At 48.6% G+C, this 22,198-nt stretch carries 15 protein-coding genes; 6 read left to right on the forward strand and 9 right to left on the reverse strand.

Translation table 11 applies throughout. From position 1 onward, the window contains the following. Positions 1–62: 62 nt before the first annotated feature. The 3 genes from aceE to O59_RS11780 form a co-directional block, all read right to left on the reverse strand. Complete coding sequence (gene aceE, locus O59_RS11770) at positions 63–2,714, reverse strand: pyruvate dehydrogenase (acetyl-transferring), homodimeric type (protein WP_007642943.1); 2,652 nt, start codon at positions 2,712–2,714, stop codon at positions 63–65. Between the two features lie 449 nt (positions 2,715–3,163). Next, complete coding sequence (locus O59_RS11775) at positions 3,164–6,067, reverse strand: insulinase family protein (RefSeq protein ID WP_157152561.1); 2,904 nt, start codon at positions 6,065–6,067, stop codon at positions 3,164–3,166. Between the two features lie 112 nt (positions 6,068–6,179). Further along, positions 6,180–6,449, reverse strand: a complete 270-nt coding sequence (locus O59_RS11780; RefSeq protein ID WP_007642952.1) for a sulfurtransferase TusA family protein — start codon at positions 6,447–6,449, stop codon at positions 6,180–6,182. A 244-nt stretch (positions 6,450–6,693) separates the two neighbouring features. Between O59_RS11780 and O59_RS11785 the strand changes: the two genes are divergently transcribed. Continuing rightward, entirely contained in the window at positions 6,694–8,178 is a 1,485-nt protein-coding gene (locus O59_RS11785; protein WP_007642953.1) for a M48 family metalloprotease, read from the forward strand. 44 nt (positions 8,179–8,222) lie between these two features. Here the strand turns inward: O59_RS11785 and O59_RS11790 are convergent, their stop codons facing one another. The 3 genes from O59_RS11790 to O59_RS11800 form a co-directional block, all read right to left on the reverse strand. Beyond that, positions 8,223–10,811 carry a bifunctional diguanylate cyclase/phosphodiesterase gene (locus tag O59_RS11790; protein ID WP_007642954.1) on the reverse strand — a complete coding sequence of 863 codons (2,589 nt, stop codon included), beginning with the start codon at positions 10,809–10,811 and terminating at the stop codon, positions 8,223–8,225. 207 nt (positions 10,812–11,018) lie between these two features. Then, the gene (locus tag O59_RS11795; protein ID WP_007642955.1) at positions 11,019–11,237 is read right to left on the reverse strand and encodes a SlyX family protein; all 219 of its coding nucleotides are present in this window, start codon (positions 11,235–11,237) and stop codon (positions 11,019–11,021) included. Next, positions 11,230–12,423, reverse strand: coding sequence for an EstA family serine hydrolase (locus tag O59_RS11800; protein WP_040392499.1), 1,194 nt, complete (start codon positions 12,421–12,423; stop codon positions 11,230–11,232). Before O59_RS11800 ends, O59_RS11795 begins: the two co-directional genes overlap by 8 nt. 104 nt (positions 12,424–12,527) lie before the next feature. Between O59_RS11800 and yciH the strand changes: the two genes are divergently transcribed. From yciH to O59_RS11825, 5 genes are all read left to right on the forward strand, one after another. After that, positions 12,528–12,857: a stress response translation initiation inhibitor YciH gene (gene yciH / locus O59_RS11805; protein WP_007642957.1), complete on the forward strand. Its 330-nt coding sequence runs from the start codon at positions 12,528–12,530 to the stop codon at positions 12,855–12,857. Position 12,858: 1 nt separating this feature from the next. Then, positions 12,859–13,080: a DUF3820 family protein gene (locus tag O59_RS11810; RefSeq protein WP_007642958.1), complete on the forward strand. Its 222-nt coding sequence runs from the start codon at positions 12,859–12,861 to the stop codon at positions 13,078–13,080. An 84-nt stretch (positions 13,081–13,164) separates the two neighbouring features. After that, positions 13,165–13,701 carry a hypothetical protein gene (locus O59_RS11815; RefSeq protein WP_007642959.1) on the forward strand — a complete coding sequence of 179 codons (537 nt, stop codon included), beginning with the start codon at positions 13,165–13,167 and terminating at the stop codon, positions 13,699–13,701. A gap of 127 nt (positions 13,702–13,828) precedes the next feature. Beyond that, on the forward strand, positions 13,829–14,155 hold the full coding sequence (locus O59_RS11820; protein ID WP_007642960.1) for a rhodanese-like domain-containing protein: 327 nt from the start codon (positions 13,829–13,831) through the stop codon (positions 14,153–14,155). Between the two features lie 81 nt (positions 14,156–14,236). Beyond that, positions 14,237–16,735: a YgiQ family radical SAM protein gene (locus O59_RS11825; RefSeq protein ID WP_007642961.1), complete on the forward strand. Its 2,499-nt coding sequence runs from the start codon at positions 14,237–14,239 to the stop codon at positions 16,733–16,735. A gap of 93 nt (positions 16,736–16,828) precedes the next feature. On the opposite strand, the gene O59_RS11830 is transcribed toward O59_RS11825, so the two are convergent. From O59_RS11830 to dnaE, 3 genes are all read right to left on the reverse strand, one after another. Continuing rightward, on the reverse strand, positions 16,829–17,776 hold the full coding sequence (locus O59_RS11830) for an acetyl-CoA carboxylase carboxyltransferase subunit alpha (protein ID WP_040392282.1): 948 nt from the start codon (positions 17,774–17,776) through the stop codon (positions 16,829–16,831). 285 nt (positions 17,777–18,061) lie between these two features. Then, complete coding sequence (locus O59_RS11835; RefSeq protein ID WP_040392283.1) at positions 18,062–18,517, reverse strand: CBS domain-containing protein; 456 nt, start codon at positions 18,515–18,517, stop codon at positions 18,062–18,064. A gap of 132 nt (positions 18,518–18,649) precedes the next feature. Further along, the gene (gene dnaE, locus O59_RS11840) at positions 18,650–22,183 is read right to left on the reverse strand and encodes a DNA polymerase III subunit alpha (protein WP_007642964.1); all 3,534 of its coding nucleotides are present in this window, start codon (positions 22,181–22,183) and stop codon (positions 18,650–18,652) included. Positions 22,184–22,198 lie beyond the last annotated feature (15 nt).

A 22,198-nucleotide genomic window follows, 5' to 3' on the forward strand; every position in this document is an offset into this window, starting at 1 on the left:
TTCGATAAAATGTTTTTGACGAATACAAACAACATCGCCCTCTTTGTGAGAGGGCGATGGTTTTATACGCTCATCGGATCCGCTTTTTCTGGATCAATACCAAACTTCTTGATGGCTTTAGCAACAACATCAGCCTTAATCTTGCCTTGGTCAGCCAAGGACTTGAGTGCAGCAATCACCACAAAATAACGGTTAACTTCAAAGAAGTGACGTAATTGAGTGCGAGTATCACTGCGACCAAAACCTTCAGTGCCCAGCACGGTGTAGTGACCTGGAATGTAGGCACGCAGCTGCTCGGAGTAGGTTTTCAAGTTGTCGGTAGAGATAATGAATGGGCCTTCAGCGCCTTCCAATACCTGGGTGATATAGGGTTTACGCTGTGCAGCTGCTGGGTTCAGCATATTCCAGCGAGTCGCGCGCTGACCATCGCGGGTCAGTTCATTCACACTGGTTACACTCCACACATCCGCTTCCACATCAAATTCGCTACGCAGGATTTCTGCAGCAAAACGCACTTCACGCAAAATGGTACCAGCACCCATCAATTGAACGCGGTTTTTGGCTTTACCAACGCCCTTCTCCAATTGATAAATACCTTTAATGATGCCGTCTTCCGCACCTTCGGGCATATCGGGGTGTTGATAGTTTTCATTCATCAACGAAATGTAATAGAAGACATTTTCATTGTCGTGATACATGCGTTTCATACCATCCTGAATGATCACCGCTAATTCATAAGCGTAGGTAGGATCATAAGAACGGCAGTTAGGGATGGTGTTAGCAAATACATGGCTATGGCCATCCTGATGCTGCAAACCTTCACCATTCAAAGTAGTACGACCAGCAGTAGCGCCCATCAAGAAGCCGCGTGCTTGAGAATCACCAGCAGCCCACGCCAAATCACCAATACGTTGGAAACCAAACATGGAGTAATAAATATAGAATGGAATCATCGGCTTTTTGTAGTTACTGTAAGCCGTTGCTGCAGCAATCCAGGAAGCCATAGAACCTGCTTCGTTAATGCCCTCTTCCAGAATTTGACCGGTAGCCGATTCGTGATAGGACATCATTTGGCCAGCATCATGTGGGGTGTATTTTTGACCTTCGGATGAATAAATACCGATGGTTTTAAACATCCCTTCCATACCAAAAGTACGCGCTTCGTCCGGTACTATAGGTACGATTTGTTTGCCAATATTTTTGTCTTTCACCAGCGATGAAAGAATACGCACAAAGCTCATGGTGGTGGAAATTTCACGCTCGCCAGTAGACTTCAACTGGGCAGCAAAGGCATCCAACGCTGGCACCAGCAAGGGGTCAAAACTGGCATTACGTGAAGGCACAAAACCTTTAAGTTCTTTGCGGCGGCTCTTCATGTATTGCATTTCAGGACTGTCTTCTGCCGGGCGATAGTACGGCAACTTCGGCAGATCTTCGTCGCTAATGGGCAATTCAAAACGGTCACGGAATTTTTTCAGACTTTCAATATCAAGTGCTTTTACCGAGTGAGTTTTATTAATCGCCTCACCGGAAGTACCCATACCGTAGCCTTTTACGGTTTGAGCCAGAATAACGGTTGGTTTGCCTTTGGTATTAATTGCTTGATGGTAAGCGTTGTATACCTTATGACTATCATGACCACCACGAGCCAAAGCCATAATCTGGTCATCGGTCATGTCTTTGACCAACTCCAGCAATTCAGGATACTTACCAAAGAAATGTTCACGAGTGTAAGCGCCGCCGTTGGCTTTGTAGTTTTGCATTTCGCCATCGACAACTTCGTCCATGCGTTTCTGCAACAAACCAGTTTTGTCTTTAGCAAGCAGTTCGTCCCAACCACGTCCCCACAGAACCTTGATTACGTTCCAGCCAGCGCCGCGGAAAACACCTTCCAATTCTTGTACGATTTTACTGTTACCGCGCACGGGACCATCCAAGCGCTGCAGGTTACAGTTGATGACAAAAATCAGATTGTCCAGTTTCTCACGTGTTGCCAGTGAGATAGCGCCCAAGCTTTCCGGCTCATCACATTCGCCATCACCCAGGAATGCCCATACCTTGCGATCAGTAACAGGAATTAAACTGCGCGCTTCCATGTAGCGGTTAAAGCGAGCTTGATAAATCGCTTTGATTGGGCCAAGGCCCATAGATACAGTAGGGAACTGCCAGTAATCCGGCATCAGCCATGGGTGGGGATAAGAAGATAAACCGCCACCATTCACTTCACGGCGGAAGTTGTCCAGATGACTCTCGCTCAAACGGCCTTCAACAAAAGAGCGAGCATACATACCCGGGGAAACATGCCCCTGAAAGTAAATCAAATCGCCCGGAGTATCGCCATCGTTACCGCGGAAAAAATGATTGAAACCTACGTCATATAAGGTTGCAGAGGATGCAAAGGATGCAATGTGACCACCCAAGCCTTCATCGTTATCGTTCGCTTTCATCACCATCGCCATGGCATTCCAGCGAATAATTGAACGAATTTTACGCTCCATGGCGTAATCACCCGGAGACTTAATTTCTTTCTCTACAGGGATAGTATTTATATAGGGGGTTTTGATGGAAGAAGGCTGCTCAATGCCATGACTGACAGCAGACTCGGACAGGGATTTTAATATTTCTGCGGCGCGATCTTTTCCCGCATGACGAACAACTGACCGAAGGGCGTCTAGCCACTCTTTTGTTTCAATGGCATTGATATCTTGTTGCATTCAAATCTCCTCAGCTATGCGCAATAACGCACATCATGTAGCAGTAGTATCTAATACAGGAATTTGGATCTGGGCTTCATGCAAAAACAGGCACAAAGTAAAAAGTGCTGTAATATCATGGAGTTACAGGAGGAACATTCCTTTTACTTGTGTAAAAAATCCACGAATTCTTGCATAAGTGTGAATTTTTTACCAGCCCTAGCCAACACGGTAACACTCTGGAGGGGCACAACTTTAGTGCACAGATCGCTGCACCGAGCGCTGTTCATAACACAAAGCCATGAAAAACACGCACTCAAAACAGGGAACGCATTATTACCTAAGGTTTGTATTTCACCAAGCAATAAACAGTAAAAAAAATGATAATTTTTAGGGCTAAAAGCACAACAAATAACGCACAAAAATGCAGCACATCCGCCATTGAGCGCCCCAAAAAATAACATTCCCGATTATGGCATCACTGTTCTATTCATTTGTTTTTTGTAAGCAGGCAGACTCTGAATTTCAGAAAAATTATCGCGCTGGTCAAATACTATTGAGGTGAGCCAGAGGCGTCTGTTTTTATTCAGAAAGACTCTTGCGTAAAATTCATTAAGCGAATCAACAGTGATTGCAGCGACAGCTTCTGCCAATAAATCGCGGCGCATAAAAGTTTCGTCATAGGTTGTAATCGAAGCCCAGTAACGCTCAGATTGCTCCTTGAGTGAACGCGCAGGCTCTTGCAACTTTTTAATTAAAGACTGCTGATTCATCGCAAAATTATCAGCCAGCATAGAAGCCTGTTCATCTAAAAACAGATCTATCTGCGCCATAATCTCCACTTCATTCGAAGAGGGCGATTGCACAACGAACAAACTATTTTCAAGATCCAGCAATGGGGCGGGAAGCACACCCACGATATAACCTAATTGTTTTTCAGTTCTTAATTGATGATAAAACGCTGGCTGAAGCAACTGCCGGATTAACATCATATGCGCGGCATCCACCGCTGAGGCAGAAGGACTTTGAATAAATAACTCAACAACACGATCGCTGTGATCAAGCGAGTGAGTGTAGAGCCATGGTTTTGCGGAATCCTCCGGCAGCATCAACTGAACCACTGGCGACACTTCTCTCCCAGCGCGACGGTTTAATAACTCATGCTCAACCAATACGGCCAGCTTCAAGGCTTCCGCACGGAAATAGTTGCCATAAAATAATCCATCTGCCGTTGCATCAATTAATTGCCGAGTGACAAATTGATTAAATTGCTCATAGCTTTTACGCTCTAACGCATCAATAAGCTCAGCATTAGACCAGGATGGTTCCAGTTGCAGCGCGGCAATTTGCTGCGCAAGAACTTGATAAGGCATGTCTTTATTTTTGTTGCGCCAACTGCGCAGCAAATTTTCTTTCAGCAATAGAAAACGCTCTTCTTTAAATCGCCCTGCATTTATCGCCGTTATAATTTTATTCATCAACATACCCTGCCGACCTGAATAACCGAATATACCCAAGTCATAGCCGCGCCCGTTGGCAGTGAGCGTAAAATCAATACCCGCCAAACTAGCGGGATAAGCAAACTCATTTAATTGATCAACAATTAATGCTGCAAACAATTGTGCTTGTGCCGCCCCCTCTGCATTGGCAGCCACTAATGGTGACTTAATACGCAGGTTAATTTGCGCGCGCGGCTGTTTAAATTCCCGGTCCTGTGAAAACCAGACACGCATATTGGAATTGCGATAAATAATCTTGGGACGCACATCTTGAACTACACCGCGCTGTTCAAGCATTGAGCCCGCTTTTACTGAAAGACGCTTGGGTATAAACAGGTTTTTTTCTGGCAGGAATAATTCTTGTCGTACAGTAGGCTTTAATTCAAGAATTTCGGGGATTTGCGCCCGCAATGAGAATGGCGCTGAATAGAGTTTTGAAACACGATAGGGTTCGACATCAGGAGCTACCAAGACCAATAGTAGATTTTGGCTATTTAAAAATGACAGGCTTTTTTCAATTAAATTTGCATCAAAATCAGCGTAGATATAATCGCCACGCAAAATATCACGCGGCTCGTACTGACCCATCTTTTGAGCGAATGCACTAACAGTCTCCATTGGCGCCCGCTTTTCCTGATAATGAAAATCCAAATCAGCCAGCTGTTGTAATTCGCCGTAGCGCCAGGAGGATGCACCGCGCACTTTGAGTTGTTCGATGGAATGAAAAACCAGTGACACTATCTGATCGCGCGCGCGAACACCCTGTGGGGTTAATTGAATACTCAATTGAAAGACGGCATCGCTGCGGCTATGCAAACTGGTTCCTGCATACACACCTTCTGCCCAGCCCAAGCGTTTTAATAACGACAACAAACTGCCACGGCCTTCATGTCCGAGCAGATGCGCTATGTAGGCATAAGGTTTTTTGCGATAAAACTGGTCGGGATTGGGAATAGGAAAGTTAAAGGTGAGTTGGCGCAGTTCTTTTTCCGGTTTGATTTCAAGGCTTGCAGGCAAGCCTGATGGATCAAATAGCGGTGGATACGCTGCTTCAATATTGATATCGCGTTTGGCAACACTACTGAATCTATCGCGCACCATTGCCTCAAGGTTATTGAGGGGCTCTGGGCCAAGCACCACCAAACTCATCAAATGCGACGAATAGTGTTGCTCGTAAAAACGGATCATGTCATCGCGCACCGGATTATTTTCGCGATCAGCCAATGTTGTCAAATTACCTACCGAAAACTTCGCACCTGGGTGCGCAGGATTCATCAATTCGCGATAAACATCCCATTCACGGCGCGCATCATCTTTCAACTTGGCCATGTATTCCGAATGCACGGCATTGCGCTCGCGCTCTACGTATTCGGCGGAAAATAACGGCGCTACAAAAAACTGGGAAAATCGATCCAGCGCTGGCGCTAACTGATCTTTGTCGATTTCAAAAAAATAGTTGGTATTTTCGGCCGCCGTAAATGCGTTATAGCGGCCACCATGTTGGGAGATAAATTCTTGGTACTCACCGGCTTGGGGATACTTTTCAGTCCCCAGAAACAGCATGTGCTCAAGAAAGTGTGCAAGTCCTGTGCGATCAACCGGGTTTTGATTGGCTCCCACTTGAATATCGAGGGCCGCCGCAGCTTTTTCAGTGGTGGGGTCAGAAATCAATAGCACCCGCAATTGGTTTTCCAATATCAGGTAACGATAGTCGCGCTTGTCATTTTCGCTTTTAACTATGGCAAGCGGACTATAGCCGGCTTTGGGTAGATCCTCTTGCTGCGCAAGGAGCAACGAGCTTGCCAAAGCAAAGGCAAGCGCCGTAAGCAGCACCAGGCACGTTCGCGGATTCATTTGATAAGGCAATATCGGCATAACAAACTCACTTCAGCATTCGTAGGCAGCCAGATTTCTGGGTGCCGTACCATGATCGCTCCAGCAAGACAATGCGGACGGATCATATGTGATTAACTCATCCACTTGGCTTTCAAGGCGGTGATACAAGTGGTTTTCTCAGCAAATAACAGTAGACACCATCGCGCGCCTCATGCCCCAGCAACTCAATGCCACTGATATTGGCATAGGCCTGAAAGTCGCGCACTGAGCCAGCATCGGTAGCCAACACTCTCAACACTTCTGCGGGTTTCAAGTCGCGTAGTGCCTGCTTGGCTTTTAATAACGGCATGGGGCAACGCAGCCCCTTGGCATCCAATTCAACATTTACCGGCAGAATAAAACAATCAAGTGAGTCATTCAAAGTGAGTTACTCATATTCGGAGCATCCCCATACACATCAAAGATGGCCAAGACAAATTCAGGAATGTCGCATTAAAAACGGCGTTTCAAACAACAATTTCTACCTAACAACGAACCAGCCGCCCTAAAGAAGGTCTCAAAGGGTTGCTAACCTATTCTTTACGCGCCAAAAAGGCTAGAGTTGCGCCCTATTTTTTGTCTGCTTCAAACACTCATGCCATCGACTTCGGGAGCCGATATTTACCGTGTCCACGCTTTTAAAACGCATCCTTACCTTGACTGCCAAGCGCTTGCTCGCGCCGCTTGGAGTGGCATCCTTACTGGTTTCCAGCCTGCTTATTAATCCTTTTGCGAGCCATGCCGAGATTGAACTACCGAATCTGGGTGATACCAGTTCAATCATGATCTCACCGGTGCAAGAGAAGATTCTTGGTCAACGCTGGCTCAGGGCTTATCGCAGCCAGGTACCTACTTCATCGGACCCGCTGATTATTGATTACCTTGAGCAACTTTTTGCTCGCCTCCTCCCACATAGCCAGTTGGATGATAAACGCATTGATCTGGTTGTGGCACAAAACAACACCCTCAATGCATTTGCAGTGCCCGGTAACATCATTGGGGTACATACGGGGCTACTCAACTATGCCAAAACCGAAAACCAGTTAGCGGCGGTACTTGCCCATGAAATGGGACACCTAAGCCAGCGCCACTATGCACGCCGCCTGGAACAACAAAAAAATATGATGATGCCAATGCTGGCAGGCATGCTCGCGGGCTTAGTGCTCGCCGCGAACAGTAATAGCGATGCTGGCGTAGCCGCGATTATGGGCACCCAGGCTGCAGCACAGCAGGCATCGCTCGCATTTAGCCGTCAAAATGAGCAAGAGGCAGACCGCATAGGCATGCAAACCATGATTCAAGCCGGCCTCGACCCCCATGCAGCAGCGGATATGTTTGAAGAAATGGTGCGTGCCAACCGTCTTAATCGCCGCCCCCCCGAATACCTGCTAACTCACCCGGTGAGTGAAACCCGGGTGGCCGACGCCCGCAACCGCGCCATGCAATACGCACGCAAGCCTGCGGAGGATGACTTGGAGTTCCAACTTATGCGCAGCCGGGTACGTGTAGATGCAGAGGAAACTCCCCAAATTGCCGCGCGGATGTTTAAAAGTGAATTGGATAGGGAATCAACTTATCCCGATGCCAGCCGTTATGGCTGGGCACTGGCACTGACCAGATCGAGCCAGTTTGATGCAGCGCGCGAAGCCCTGGCACCACTGCTGCAAAAAGAACCGGAACGCATCACTTATCAAATCATGCGCGCCGATATCGAAGTCGCCGCAGAGCGCTACAAAGCAGGACTGGAAATCATTGAGAACCAGCTACAGAAACATCCCAACAGCCATCCACTGATTATTCGCCACGCCGAAGCCTTGATGAAAGCGGGAATTTACCAACAGTGTGCCGACATTCTTGATCGCTATTCGCGCAAGCGCAGCAACGATGACTATGTGTGGTATTTGTTGGCAGAAGTGAACGGTTTAGCAGGCAATATTTTAGGTGTGCATGAAGCGCGCGCTGAATATTTTATTTTGAATGGAGTTTATGATCGAGCCCAAATCCAATTGCGCAATGCCTTAAAACTAACGCAAGGAAATGGCTACCGCACTGCACTGCTTGAAGAGCGGCTGAAATATGTTGAAGCGCAAATGCAGCAGCAAGGCTTCTAAATTAACACTTAGGTTTTTTATCGTTGATTGCAAAACAGCCGCAATTATTGCGGCTGCTTAACCCAACCCGATTCGACCAGCCATTCATTTGTATTGATAACTGACATAGGCTTACCGATAAAAAACCCCTGAGCTTCGTCGCACCCCATTTCACTTAAGCGATTCAACAGCGCCTCGTTCTCAACTCCCTCAGCCACAACCATTAGCCCCAAATTGTGGGCCAAGTGAATAGTTGAATTAACGATTAACTCATCTTGTAAATCTTCAAGCATGCTGCGCACAAACGAACTATCAATTTTCAGGGTCTGTACCGGTAGCCGTTTCAAATAAGCCAACGACGAATAACCCGTACCAAAATCATCAATAGCTAAATGCACACCAAGCGCATGTAAAGCATCTAAATTGCGCAATGCCCGCGCAGGATCAGTCATGATCGAACTTTCAGTGATTTCCAATTCCAAGCGCGCGGCGGGCAGCTGATATTTAATCAACAGCCGCTCCACCAACTTGGGAATATTGTCATCCATTAGATTACGTGCCGAGAGATTCACTGCAATACTCAGCGACATTCCTTGATCCTGCCAAGTGCGGCACTGGGATATTGCCTTTTCTAATACCCATGCAGTGAGCTGATGGATCAAAGTGGTCAACTCTGCCATGGGAATAAAATCTGCTGGCGGCACAAACCCCAGCTCAGGGTGAATCCAACGAATCAACGCTTCAAAGCCGTAACAGCGTTTTTCATCCAACAGAATTTTTGGTTGATAATACAGACACAGTTGATTTTCGCGAATGGCTCGCCCCAATTCGCTGATAATAGACAGACGCTTGGTTGAATGGGGATCGTATTCCGCACTGTAAATTGCCAAGCCGAGCATTTGGCTTTTGGCGTAATACATAGCGATATCGGCATAGCGCATCAGCGTATGCTGATCTTGCGCCTGCTGGGGCGATATTGCGATGCCAATACTCGCCGAGATCTGCGCGGTAAAACCCTCCAGATCGAACTCTTGCGAGAGCGCATCCAATAATCTGTGCCCAAACACCACCGCTTGATGTGTGCTGCGAATACGGGGCAAAAACACCGCAAATTCATCGCCCCCCAAGCGCGCTACGGTGCCGGGAATTTCTGCCATTTCATTGGCCAGGCGCGGACCAATTAACTGCAATAAATGATCGCCCACATTGTGGCCCAAGGTATCGTTAATTTCCTTGAATCGATCCAGATCAATTAATAATAGTGCGCTGATTTGTTCAGCACTGCGCTGCTCAAAACAGGCTTGCATATCAGCATAAAGTTTTTCGCGGTTGGGCAATGCAGTGAGAGAATCATGGTAGGACTGGTAGCGCAGTTTTTCTTCATAGCGGCGGCGGGCGGTAATATCTTTGGTGGTTCCCCACACTCGCTTTAACTGGCCGCGTTCAACAATGCCTGTACAGCAAATTTGAAAATAGAAACTTTTACCGCGTGCATCCTGGCGAATAATGTCGTGATCCACCATCACGTAATTATTTTTTACAAAAAAATGAATATCAAACACATAGTTTGTTGAGCCACTATCAATCAAGCCTGTGCCGAGAATATCGTCGAGCGAATCCACACCGAGCATGTTGACCAATACCTTATTAGCCTCTACCAAACGTGCGTTGTGTGCGATTTGTTTTACTTGCTGTTCATATTCGGTATCAATCGCCACAGGCGGCTGCATGTCGTAACACCAAATGGCCTCAGAGCTATTGGTGATAAAGGCTTTGTAACTCGCTTCACTCTCCTGCAAAGCATCGCGCGCACTTTTCTCACGGGACAAGTCCTGCAGTTGCACTAACACTTGGGCAACCTTGCCTTGGCGATCTGGAATAGGCACAAAACTCACACGAAAATGAATCTGCTTATCACAAATAAAACGGCTGCGATGAATATTCCCCAGAGAGTAGCTCATCTCTAACGTTTGTGGTTTGCCTTGGTGGTATACCGCCTGCACCGCAGCAGCAAGTTCAGGGTCGCTGTTTAATTGTTTGTCACGAAGGATTGAATAGAAGCCAGCAGCCTGCTCAGCTTGACGATGGGAGAGATGAAACAGTCGCTCACAGGATTCATTGATATTAACAATCACACCCTGCTTATCGGTGATGAAACTGGGAATGGGGCTATCGGCAAACAAGCTTGATAAAAATTGCAGTGCATATTCATCGCTGGGTTTGGCCAACCAGTGTTGCGCCGCAACAATTACGCCCTCAAAAAACCGCCCCTGTTCTTTAGCGTCGGGGGCTTCGAAGTCAGGTTGACGCAGGCGCCCCACAAAACGCACTAGCGGTTCACCACTTATACCGAAAAGACGCACATCGCACGAACGCAACCGATCATAGTCTTGATCCAGCGGGTCGGCATTAAACGCTTGCAGAAAAAGATACCGGTCGGCTTTGCGAAAGTGGTTTAACAGGTCAGTTACGCGATGAAGGGGTGAAAAAAAAGCGGCGAGCGAATCAACTTTTTGCGCGCTAACACGCAACTCACCACTCGCCACATTCATACTCCAGGGAGCACTTGTGGCGACATCCAGGCCGTTATCAAGTGCGGGATGCGCCGACAAAAAAAGCGCCGGATTACCCGATGGAGTGGAATGGTGGTGCATGGTGAATGAATTCGCCCCTGTTATCTAAAAAACACCTATCGACAGCAAAGTGTAGACAACTATTTTTTAGCTCGTACAGGAAACAAAGCGTCAAATCACACTTATTAACAATAATGAGAAGTTGCGCGACAATAAGATGATTTTAGCGCCAAAGTTCTATCAAGTTTTCCTGCGGGCAACCACTCACAAGATCAAACCTGTTTGGGATTAATAATGCGGTGGTCGCTCATCTGCCATTTCTGTATCGCCTTGCGCCGGGTTAGTGCTCAGTTCATCGAGGCGTTGTGCAATCAAACGCAACTGCTGTTTAAGCTGGATTATTTCAGCGTCCTGGCGCGTAATCACTTCATTCAACTGCGCCAAGGTATCTTCCTGGTAGGCGACACGGGTTTGAACGTCAATTAATTGTTCTTCAAGGTCAGACATTGTTGTGCTCCAGCAGTTGATAGGCGGCATCGATCAACGACACCGCGCGCTCATCGATCAATAAACTCTGCCCCATACGATGGGTAACATAGCCAAAACCCAGTTGGTAATCCGGGTCGGCAAAACCCACACAACCACCTGCCCCCGGGTGCCCAAAGGCGCGGGAACCACGCCCGTAGCGACAGTCAGGGCGATCATGCTGCGACAGCATAAACCCATGGCTGAAACGCAGGGGCAAACCCAGGACCTGATCCTGCGCAAAGGTCTGCTCCGCCCAACACAAAGGCAAGGCTGTATCACCAAGCAGGCTACCGCCATTGGCTAAAGCACCATAAATACGCGCCAACGCAGGGGCATTGGCGTGCGCACCGGCCGCCGGAATTTGTGCACTGCGCCAGTCGCGCGAATTGGTAGCGGTCATCAAACTGATCGGATTGGAAAAAGCGCGATTGGTGACTCCACGCGGGTCAGCCTTCATGATTTTGCCGAGCATAATGCTATCGGCGCCGCTTGCGGTGGCAGGGGAACCCAATGGGCGCTTGAGCGGGCCGGTATCGGCGATCTTATCCAGTTGGTTTTCGGGCACACCAAAATGACAGCTGATCCCCAAGGGTTCAGCCACCTGCGCCTGAAAATACGAGTTAAAACTGGCATAACCACTCACACGGCGCACCAGCTCACCCAAAATCCAACCGTAGATAAACGGCGAGTAACCCTGGGCACTGCCCGGCTCCCACCAGCTGGATTCGGCGACAATGGCTTGGGTCATTTGCGCCCAGTCAAAAATTTGCTCATTGGCAATATGCTGATGGAAAGCCGACAGCCCGGCGCGATGACTAATTACTTGCCGAATGGTGATGTGCTCTTTACCAGCCTGGGCAAATTCGGGCCAGTAATCTGCCACCGGGGCATCCAGTGCTAATTTACCCTGGGCGACCAGCTGCAAAATACACAATGCCACCAAGCCCTTACCGGCTGAAAAGATATTGACCAGGGTGTCCTCTTGCCATGGCTGGGCCACCACGCCTGCCAGCTTATTGCTGTGTTGGCCGGCCCAGATATTTACCACTAACTCGCCGCGGTGCACCAACGCCAGGCCTGCTCCCTCCTCGCCCCGGGTAAAGTTGGCGGCAAAAGCATGCACCAGTGGCTGCCAAGGTTCGGCCCATTGACCCTGAATCTGCATAGTCACTCTCTGTTTATAAATAGGTTGTACGCTCAATATGGCGCGCATTCTAGCAGCCGGTGGCGTTAGAATTGTCAGACTCTTGTCCAGGAATCACCATCGCCATGACTAAAGACAAAAATTCCCGCCTTGTCTATTCCACCGAGACCGGCCGCATCAAAGAAGAAAAACCTGTCGCCAAGACCCCACAAGGTGACGGCATAGTGCGCATTCGCCGCGAAACAGCCGGGCGCAATGGCAAAGGGGTTACCACCATCACCGGTGTTCCGCTGGATGAAAACAAACTCAAAGACTTGGCAAAAGCCTTAAAAGTCACCTGTGGTGTGGGCGGCTCATTAAAAGATGGCGTCATTGAAATCCAAGGCGACCAGCGCGACAAACTCAAAGCCGAATTGGAAAAACGCGGCTTTACTGTGAAGCTGGCCGGTGGTTGAGATGGATGAATTCCCTTTTGACCCGCAGCTGCTCAAAGAGCTGGTGACAACTCCCATGCCCTACGGCAAATACGCTGGTCATGTGATTGCTGACATCCCGGAACACTATCTTATGTGGATGGCACGGGAGGGCATGCCCAAAGGCAAACTCGGCCAACTACTGGGCTTGATGTATGAAATCCGCCTCAATGGCCTGGAGCCGCTGCTAAAACCCCTGCGATAAATCGATAACGCGCTGGCCTACATATTGCAATTCCTCTGCTAACGAACCAAAACCGTCGATTTTCTGACAGAGGGGCACTGCACTATGGATAACGAACTGTTTTTACAAATCACTGATACTTCCTTAAAAATCGGCTTGGGCGCATTGATTGCCGCGGTGACCGCTTGGGTGGTGCTGCGCAAAACCAATCACCAGACCATGAATAACCCACGAGACAATCGTCGCCTGCAAATTCTGGAAGAAGTGTCCACTCAAGTGGGCACGGTGACGCACATATTCGCCAAATATTCGTCACTGGTAGTGGAGTCCATCCAGTTTGGCGAGCGCTGGCCCCAAACGCGTCGCGCCGAGTTGGAAGCCGTGAATAGCGAATTGGTGGATGAATTTAAAAAGCTGGCGGAAGCCGAAGCCAAGTTATTGATGTTGGGCGAGAAAAATCTGGAGCGCAGCCTGCGTTTGTACGGCGCCAAGATCGCCGTCTACCGTAAACAAGTCTATATGGGCCGCAAGGATATCTCTCTGGAACAAATCACCGCTCTCAAAAACACTATAGTGCAGGTGCGCGAACAGTTTTATGACATGCTCAGCCGGAAATATGACAGATTATTGGCGAACGCTTGATAATCTAGACTTTTCGTCAAATTATTGAACACACCCCACAAATGACCTGCGCCCGCTGTGCGGGCGTAATCATTTGTGGCCTAGGCTAATAACAGTCACTAGTGGCAGATTGCGCGGAGAGCTTGTTATGCTGCAACACCTTTTTCGTTTATTTAGCACAGGTTTACTACTGATTATGTCCAACCAAATTCTTGCCAATGACTTCTGGATTGACGTGCGCACCGCAGAGGAGTTTCACTCCGGCCACGTGCAGGGCGCTGCCCATATACCGTTTGAAGAAATTGCGGCGCGTATTAGCGAAGTGACTACCGATAAAGATGCCACCCTGCGCCTCTACTGTCGCACCGGTCGCCGCTCCGGCATCGCCCTTGAAACCCTGCAAGCCATGGGTTTTCACAATGCCACCAATGAAGGTGGCTACGAAGAAGTACTGCAAAAACTCGCCCCTCAATAAACGATCAAAATTAATGCTGTCTCGCCAGCCGCGATTCTGGGACAATAGCGGCTGGTTTAATTCCCCCCTTGTTGCATCCCTATGAATACCGCTAAACACCTGTTCTCCTACCCCAAACCTAACATTCACGCCCAGGCCAAAACCTATAAACCCGCGCCATTTTTGCCGATGAGCCGCGCCGAAATGGACAAGCTTGGCTGGGACAGCTGCGACATTATCATTGTGTGTGGCGATGCTTATGTGGATCACCCCAGTTTTGGTATGGCGGTGATTGGACGATTTTTGGAATCCCAGGGGTTTCGCGTGGGCATCATCGCCCAGCCCGATTGGAAAAGCGCCGAACCCTTTAAAGCGCTGGGTAAACCCAGGCTGTTTTTTGGTGTGAGCGCGGGCAACATGGACTCCATGATCAACCGCTATACCTCGGATTTACGCCTGCGTTCGGACGATGCCTACACCCCCGGTGGTATGGGTGGCAAACGCCCCGACCGCGCCGTCACTGTGTATAGCCAGCGCTGCAAAGAAGCCTACAAAGATGTGCCGATTGTGCTCGGCGGCATAGAGGCCAGTTTGCGTCGTATCGCCCAGTATGATTACTGGAGCAATGAAGTGCGCCGCTCGGTATTGATTGATGCCACTGCCGATATTCTGCTCTATGGCAACGCCGAACGTGCACTCGCCGAAGTTGCCCACTCGCTCGCGGCAGGCAAAAGCATTAAAGAATTGGATAGTATTCGCGGCACCGTGGTTATCAAAAAAGAACCACCGGCGGGCTGGACAGAAATTGATTCCACCCGTATCGACTGGCCGGGCAATATCGATAAATTGCCCAACCCCTATGAATATCAACACAACAGCAAGTCCGTTGTGGATGCTGCACAAACTGATATCAACAATTCACAAGTCGGTTTACGCCAGCTCGATCCGGACAAAATGGCAGAACAAATTGCCGCGTTAAATCCGGAAGCTGCAGAGCAATTGAAAACGATTGGCTGCCCGGCACAGGGAATCGAAAGCGAAAAAGCACTCGATCCGAATGAACCACAACCGATTCGCATTATTCCCATGCCGCTGCAAAACCGCAGTGAAATGATGGATGCGGAAAAAGTCTACGTGCGCCTGCCCTCTTTCGACAAAGTGCGCAAAGATCCAACCTTATATGCACACGCCTCGCGGGTTTTGCACCAGGAAGCCAACCCCTACAACGCGCGCCCGATGATTCAAAAACACGAAAACCGCGAAGTCTGGATTAATCCGCCACCGATCCCGCTCGAAACCGACGAGCTCGACGGTGTATTTGATTTACCCTATGCGCGCGTACCTCACCCGGTTTACGGCAAACAAAAAATCCCCGCTTACGACATGATTAAAACCTCGGTCAATATCATGCGCGGTTGTTTTGGCGGCTGTACCTTTTGTTCGATCACCGAACATGAAGGGCGCATTATCCAGAGCCGTTCGCAGGAATCTATCCTCAAAGAAATTGAAGATATCCGCGATAAGGTGCCGGGTTTTACCGGCCATATTTCTGACTTGGGTGGCCCCACCGCAAATATGTATCGCCTTACTTGTAAAGATATGCCGACGCTCTCCAAATGCCGTCGCCTGTCCTGTGTGTACCCCACTATTTGTAAAAACTTAACCACCAGCCATAAACACACCACCAATTTGTACCGCGAGGCGCGCAAAATTCGCGGCGTCAACAAAGTCTCTGTCGCTTCTGGTTTACGTTATGACCTGGCGGTGCTCGACCCGGAATATGTAAAAGAATTGGTGACACATCACGTGGGCGGTTATTTAAAAATCGCACCGGAACACACTGAAGACGGTGTGCTCGCACAGATGATGAAACCGAAGATGAGCAGCTACTACGAGTTCAAACGTATGTTTGATAAATTCTCGAAGGAAGCAGGCAAAGAACAGTTTTTGATTCCCTACTTTATCGCCGCCCACCCTGGTACCCGCGATGAAGATATGCTCAACTTGGCGCTCTGGCTAAAGAAAAATAATTTTGAAGTGGATCAGGTGCAAACTTTTTATCCATCGCCCATGTCATTGGCGACAGCCATGTATGTGAGCGAGCGCAATCCACTCAAAAAACTGACCTATAAGAGTGGCAAAATTAATATCCCGCGCGGATTGGAACAGCGTCGTCTGCAAAAAGCCTTGTTGCGCTACCACGATCCGGCCAACTGGCCGATCATTCGCGAAGCCCTGCGCGCCATGCGCAAGCCGCACCTGATTGGCAGCAGTGCATCAGCCCTGATTCCCGATGAACAAACCGAAGCACGCAACAAACCGCGCAGCGGCAATAACCCCCATGCGCGTGCACAGCAACAAAAACCGCGTGCGGGTACCAGTACTAAGGCTCAGGTGAAACCCGCGGCAAAAGCCTTTGGCGATAAATTTGAAAGTGCGAAAAAATTTAATAGCCAAATAGCAGCACAACCCAAACCTAGAACCAAGCCGGTTGATGGACGCAGCACACCCAAGGCGCCCTCAGCAGCACCTAAAACAAAACCTACCGGTAAAACTTTCAGCAACAACAATCGCCCGGGCAAACCCAATAAACCGCGCTAATATTCAAGCGCCTTAAAGGTTTGGCTAACAATAAAAAAACCGCTGACTCTCATCAGCGGTTTTTTTATTTCCAGCGAGTTTTTTATCGGCGTTTTAGTTGCCGTAACTCATCAAGCGTTGGTAGCGGCGCTCCAATAGTGCATCAATTGGCTCTTTACTCAAACGATCCACCTGCGCAACCAAACGCTCCTGCAGCTTTCTGGCCATTTCGTCCATATTGCGATGAGCACCACCTAACGGCTCGGGAATAGTTTCATCCACAATACCCAGGTCTTGCAAAATTTTAGAGGTAACCCCCATCGCCTGGGCTGCTTCCGGTGCCTTGGCAACAGTTTTCCAAATAATATTGGCGCAGCCTTCAGGGGAGATAACAAAATAAGTGGAGTATTGCAGCATGTTGAGCTGATCGCCCACACCAATTGCCAAGGCGCCACCGGATGAACCTTCACCGATCACGGTACAAATAATGGGCGTACGCAGGCGCGACATGACGGCGAGGTTTTGCGCGATGGATTCAGAAATACCACGCTCTTCCGAGTCAATACCCGGGTAGGCGCCGGGAGTATCAATCAGGGTCAGCACCGGCAGCTTGAAGCGCTCAGCCATTTCCATCAAACGCAGGGCTTTGCGGTAGCCTTCCGGGCGCGGCATACCAAAGTTGCGCATCACTTTTTCATGTACGGTGCGGCCTTTTTCTTCGCCTATCACCATTACCGGCTTGCCGTCCAAACGAGCCACACCGCCAATAATGGCCGCGTCATCGCCAAAATGACGATCGCCGTGCAGCTCATCAAACTCGGTAAACACGCGGGAAATATAATCGGAGGTATAAGGGCGCAATGGATGGCGCGCAACTTTTACAATATCCCATGCTGTTAACTTGGAATAAATGGTCTCGGTGAGTTTGGTGCTCTTCTCGCGCAGTTTTGCAATCTCATCGGCGATGTTCACATCAGAACTATTGCCAACCAGTTGTAACTCTTCAATTTTGCCTTCGAGTTCGGCGATGGGCTGTTCAAAATCCAGATAATTCAGATTCATAGCAAGCTCTTGTTCCGGGTAGGAAACTACCATTTTGACGTGTAGAGGGAGTGCAACTACCTGAGATTGTTGGCTTTTTAACCATAACCCAAGCAGGCACAATTGGGGCGCTACCTTACGCGAAATAGGCGCTTTAGTCGATCTTTTCAGACTAAATTGCAGCGATATTCGCGCCACCAACGGCACGACTACTGCGCACTTTTGAAAGGCATCATCACCAAATTAATAAAGGATTCACTGCGTCATAAAAACAACTCGGGCGGGTTCAATGCCCGCCCGTGCTGTTTATTGAATATCGCTGGAATTGACCGCGAACTCGGGGGATCCGCGTCTGGGAGAAAAATAGCTGCCGTTATTATCAGTCAATGCCTGCAAAATCTGACGACGATTGATTAATCCCACTAATTTGCCATGCTCTACAACCGGGTAGTTTTTAGGTTTATTACCCAGCATAGTTTCCGCGATCTCAAGAATACTGGCATCCGGTGTCACGCTGAGGACATCGCGCCGCATAATGCGCGTCACGCTGTCAGAGTCCTCGGCATAGAAAGCACTATTTAACATATCCTTAATGCAATCTTGCTCAGAAACAAAACCAATAACCCGCCGCTGTTGGTCAACGACCGGCGCACCAGTTACGTTCCACTTCAATAAATGCTCAACAACGTCGCGCACACTGGCATCTGCCGGTATAGCTTGGGCATTCGACTGCATGTAATCTTTCACGAGGATTGATGACATAGTATTTCCCTCCAGACTCTGGTTAACACAGATTTTTTGTTATCTCTGTTGTTAGTCTAGTTCGATCATCGCAGGCTGAAAGACATAAATAACTTAGCAAGCCTCGTTTTAAGAACTTGCAAAGCTAAGGGATTAATACACCAACTTCACTTTGGCACTGCCGTAAGCATCGCGTAGATGCTGTAACAATTCATCCTCGGGACGTATGTTCCACTCATTGCCAAAACGCAACTGGGCTCGCGCATCGCTGCGAATATAATCGACAACAATTGCGCACCGCGCATCCTGCTGGGGTGACTGGCGGTAAGGGTCGAGAATATCGTTTAGGTCGCGACTAAAATTTGCTGGCAGAAGACCCGATTCCAATTCCAGCCACAACTCACGCACTTTTTCCTGACGCACGTCGGACAACAAACGAATATTGTCCGCACTCATTTTTAGCATGCCGCTAAAGTCGTCGTAACGAACCTGCCCGCTCACCACTAACAGACCATCTTTTAACAATACATCACGCGCGGCATTAAACACTTCCGCAAATAAGGTGACATCCATACGCCCGGTACGATCATCAAGTGTCACTATCGCCATATTATCGCCGCGCTTGGTTTTCACCACACGCTGGGAAATCACCAAGCCAGAAATAGTTTGGCTGCCCTTTTCCGGTTTGAGATTAGAAATACGCGAACTCACCAAGTGAGTTAATTCACTTTCATATTCATCGATGGGGTGACCAGTAAGATACAACCCCAGCGTTTCTTTTTCTGCGTGTAACCGCTCCTTCATAGTCCAGGTACGCACGCGACGAAAATCCGCATAAACATCGGAGTTACTTTCATCACTCGCCATCACTGCGCCAAATAAATCCATCATGCCAGCATTGGTATTGGCCATCGCCTGCTCCGCAGTTTTTACCGCTTCGCTCATTGCCGCAAACATTACCGCACGATCATGATCAATATTATGTTGGGGAGTATTGGCTGTCGGCCCAAGATTATCCGCAGCACCGGAACGAATAATGGCTTCCAAGGCGCGCTTGTTTACTTTGCGTGGATCAACACGCGCACAAAAATCGAATAAATCTTTAAACGGACCACCTTCATTACGCGCTGCAATAATGGATTCAACCGGGCCTTCGCCCAAGCCTTTGATTGCACCCAAACCGTAAATAATTCGACCTGCATCATCCACCGTAAAATGAAACTCACCGGAGTTTACATCCGGCGGCAACAATTTTAATTTCATGGTGCGACATTCTTCGATAAAGGTAACGACCTTATCGGTTTTATCCATGTCCGACGACATAGTCGCCGCCATAAAATGTGCAGGGTAATGAGCTTTTAACCAAGCTGTTTGATAAGACACAATCGCGTAAGCCGCAGAGTGGGATTTGTTAAAACCATAACCCGCAAATTTTTCCACCAAATCAAAAATTTTAATTGCGAGCTCTGGGTCAACACCCTGATTTTTTGCACCACTTTCAAATACTTCGCGCTGCTTGGCCATTTCTTCCGGTTTTTTCTTACCCATTGCACGGCGCAACATGTCCGCACCACCGAGTGTATAACCCGCAAGTACCTGCGCAATTTGCATTACCTGTTCCTGGTAAACAATAACGCCATAAGTTGGTTCAAGAACCGGTTTTAAACTCTGGTGCTGGAATTTTGCATCGGGATAGGCCACTTGCGCGCGACCGTGTTTACGGTTGATAAAGTCATCTACCATGCCCGACTCCAGGGGGCCGGGACGAAATAGCGCCACCAGTGCAATCAAATCTTCAATATTATCTGGCTGCAAACGTTTGATCAGATCTTTCATGCCGCGCGATTCCAACTGGAACACCGCTGTGGTTTCCGCGCGTTTTAATAAACCAAAGGTTTTAGGATCATCGAGTGGAATAGCGCTGATATCGAGTGGTGCTTCGCCTTTTTTGATGCGCTGCTTATCGATCATAATGCGCGCCCAATCGATAATGGTGAGCGTGCGCAGCCCGAGGAAGTCGAACTTCACCAAGCCCGCTTCTTCTACGTCACCTTTGTCGAATTGGGTTACCAAACCACCGCCGGTTTCATCGCAATAAAGCGGTGAAAAATCGGTGAGTTTAGTGGGCGCAATAACTACACCACCGGCATGTTTACCGACGTTGCGCGTAAGGCCTTCAAGCTGTACCGCCATCTCCCAAATTTCACCGGCATCACCGTCAACTGCAATAAATTCTTTTAGCTGCGGCTCTTCCTCCAATGCCTGTGCGAGGGTCATACCCGGTGTGGGCGGAATCATTTTGGAAAGTTTATCGGCAAGGCCGTAAGATTTACCCTGCACCCGCGCCACATCACGCACTACCGCTTTTGCAGCCATGGTACCGAAGGTAATGATTTGGCTTACAGCATCGCGACCATAATTATCGGCCACGTAAGAAATAACCTTATCGCGATTGTCCATGCAAAAATCGATATCGAAGTCCGGCATGGAAACCCGCTCAGGGTTTAGAAACCGCTCGAACAGCAAATCGTATTCAAGTGGGTCGAGATCAGTAATTTTTAATGAGTAGGCAACCAGCGATCCCGCACCCGAACCACGGCCAGGTCCGACCGGGATATCGTGATCCTTCGCCCACTGGATAAAGTCCATTACTATCAGAAAATAACCAGGGAATCCCATCTGGTTAATAATATCCAATTCAAAATTCAAACGATCTTCATAGACTTTACGCCGCTCAGCATAATCTGCGGTGCTCTTATCCAGAATGCGCTCCAACCGCTGATCCAATCCTTCGTGGGAAATTTTGCGGAAAAACTCTGCTTCCGTCATGCCTTCCGGCACTGGGTATTCCGGTAAAAAGTATTTACCCATTTGGATGGTAATGGTGCAACGTTTGGCAATTTCAATTGTATTGGCGATTGCCTCAGGAATATCACTGAATAACTCAGCCATTTCTTCGGCCGAACGCAAATACTGCTGATCGCTATACCGGCGCTCACGCCGAGGATCATCAAGCGTGCGGCCTTCACTGATGCACACTCGCGCCTCATGCACTTCAAATTCGCTGGCCTTTAAAAAACGAACATCATTCGTCGCAACAACGGGGCAGTTCATCTCGGCAGCAAGGGCGACTGCCGCATGCAAATGATTTTCATCATTCTCACGACCTGTGCGCTGTAACTCCAAATAAAAACGCCCGGGAAAATCCTGCATCCATCCCTGTAATAACTCCTGCGCCTGCGCTGCACGCCCACCGAGCAGCGCCATACCCACATCACCTAACTTGCCACCGGATAATGCAATTACACCATCACTAAACTCACTCAGCCATTCGCGCTGTAAATAAGCTACACCCTGCTGCTGGCCTTGACGCCAGGCACGTGAAATTAATTCAATAATATTTTTATAACCCTGATCATTCATGGCGAGCAGAGTAATTAATGTCGGTTTCCCTTCACTGTCAGTACTGGCGATCCAAAAATCGCTACCGGCAATCGGTTTTACACCTGCACTTTGGGCGGCCTTATAAAACTTGATTAGACCGTAAAAATTGGTTTGATCGGTAATAGCACAGGCAGGCATGTTTAGTTCTGCCACACGCTTAACCAACGCTTTAATGCGCACCAAACTATCGCTTAGCGAAAACTCTGTGTGTAAACGCAAGTGAACAAAATTTGCTGCAGGCATAATATTTTCTTAGGC

The organism is Cellvibrio sp. BR (assembly GCF_000263355.1).
Classification (GTDB): Bacteria; Pseudomonadota; Gammaproteobacteria; order Pseudomonadales; family Cellvibrionaceae; genus Cellvibrio.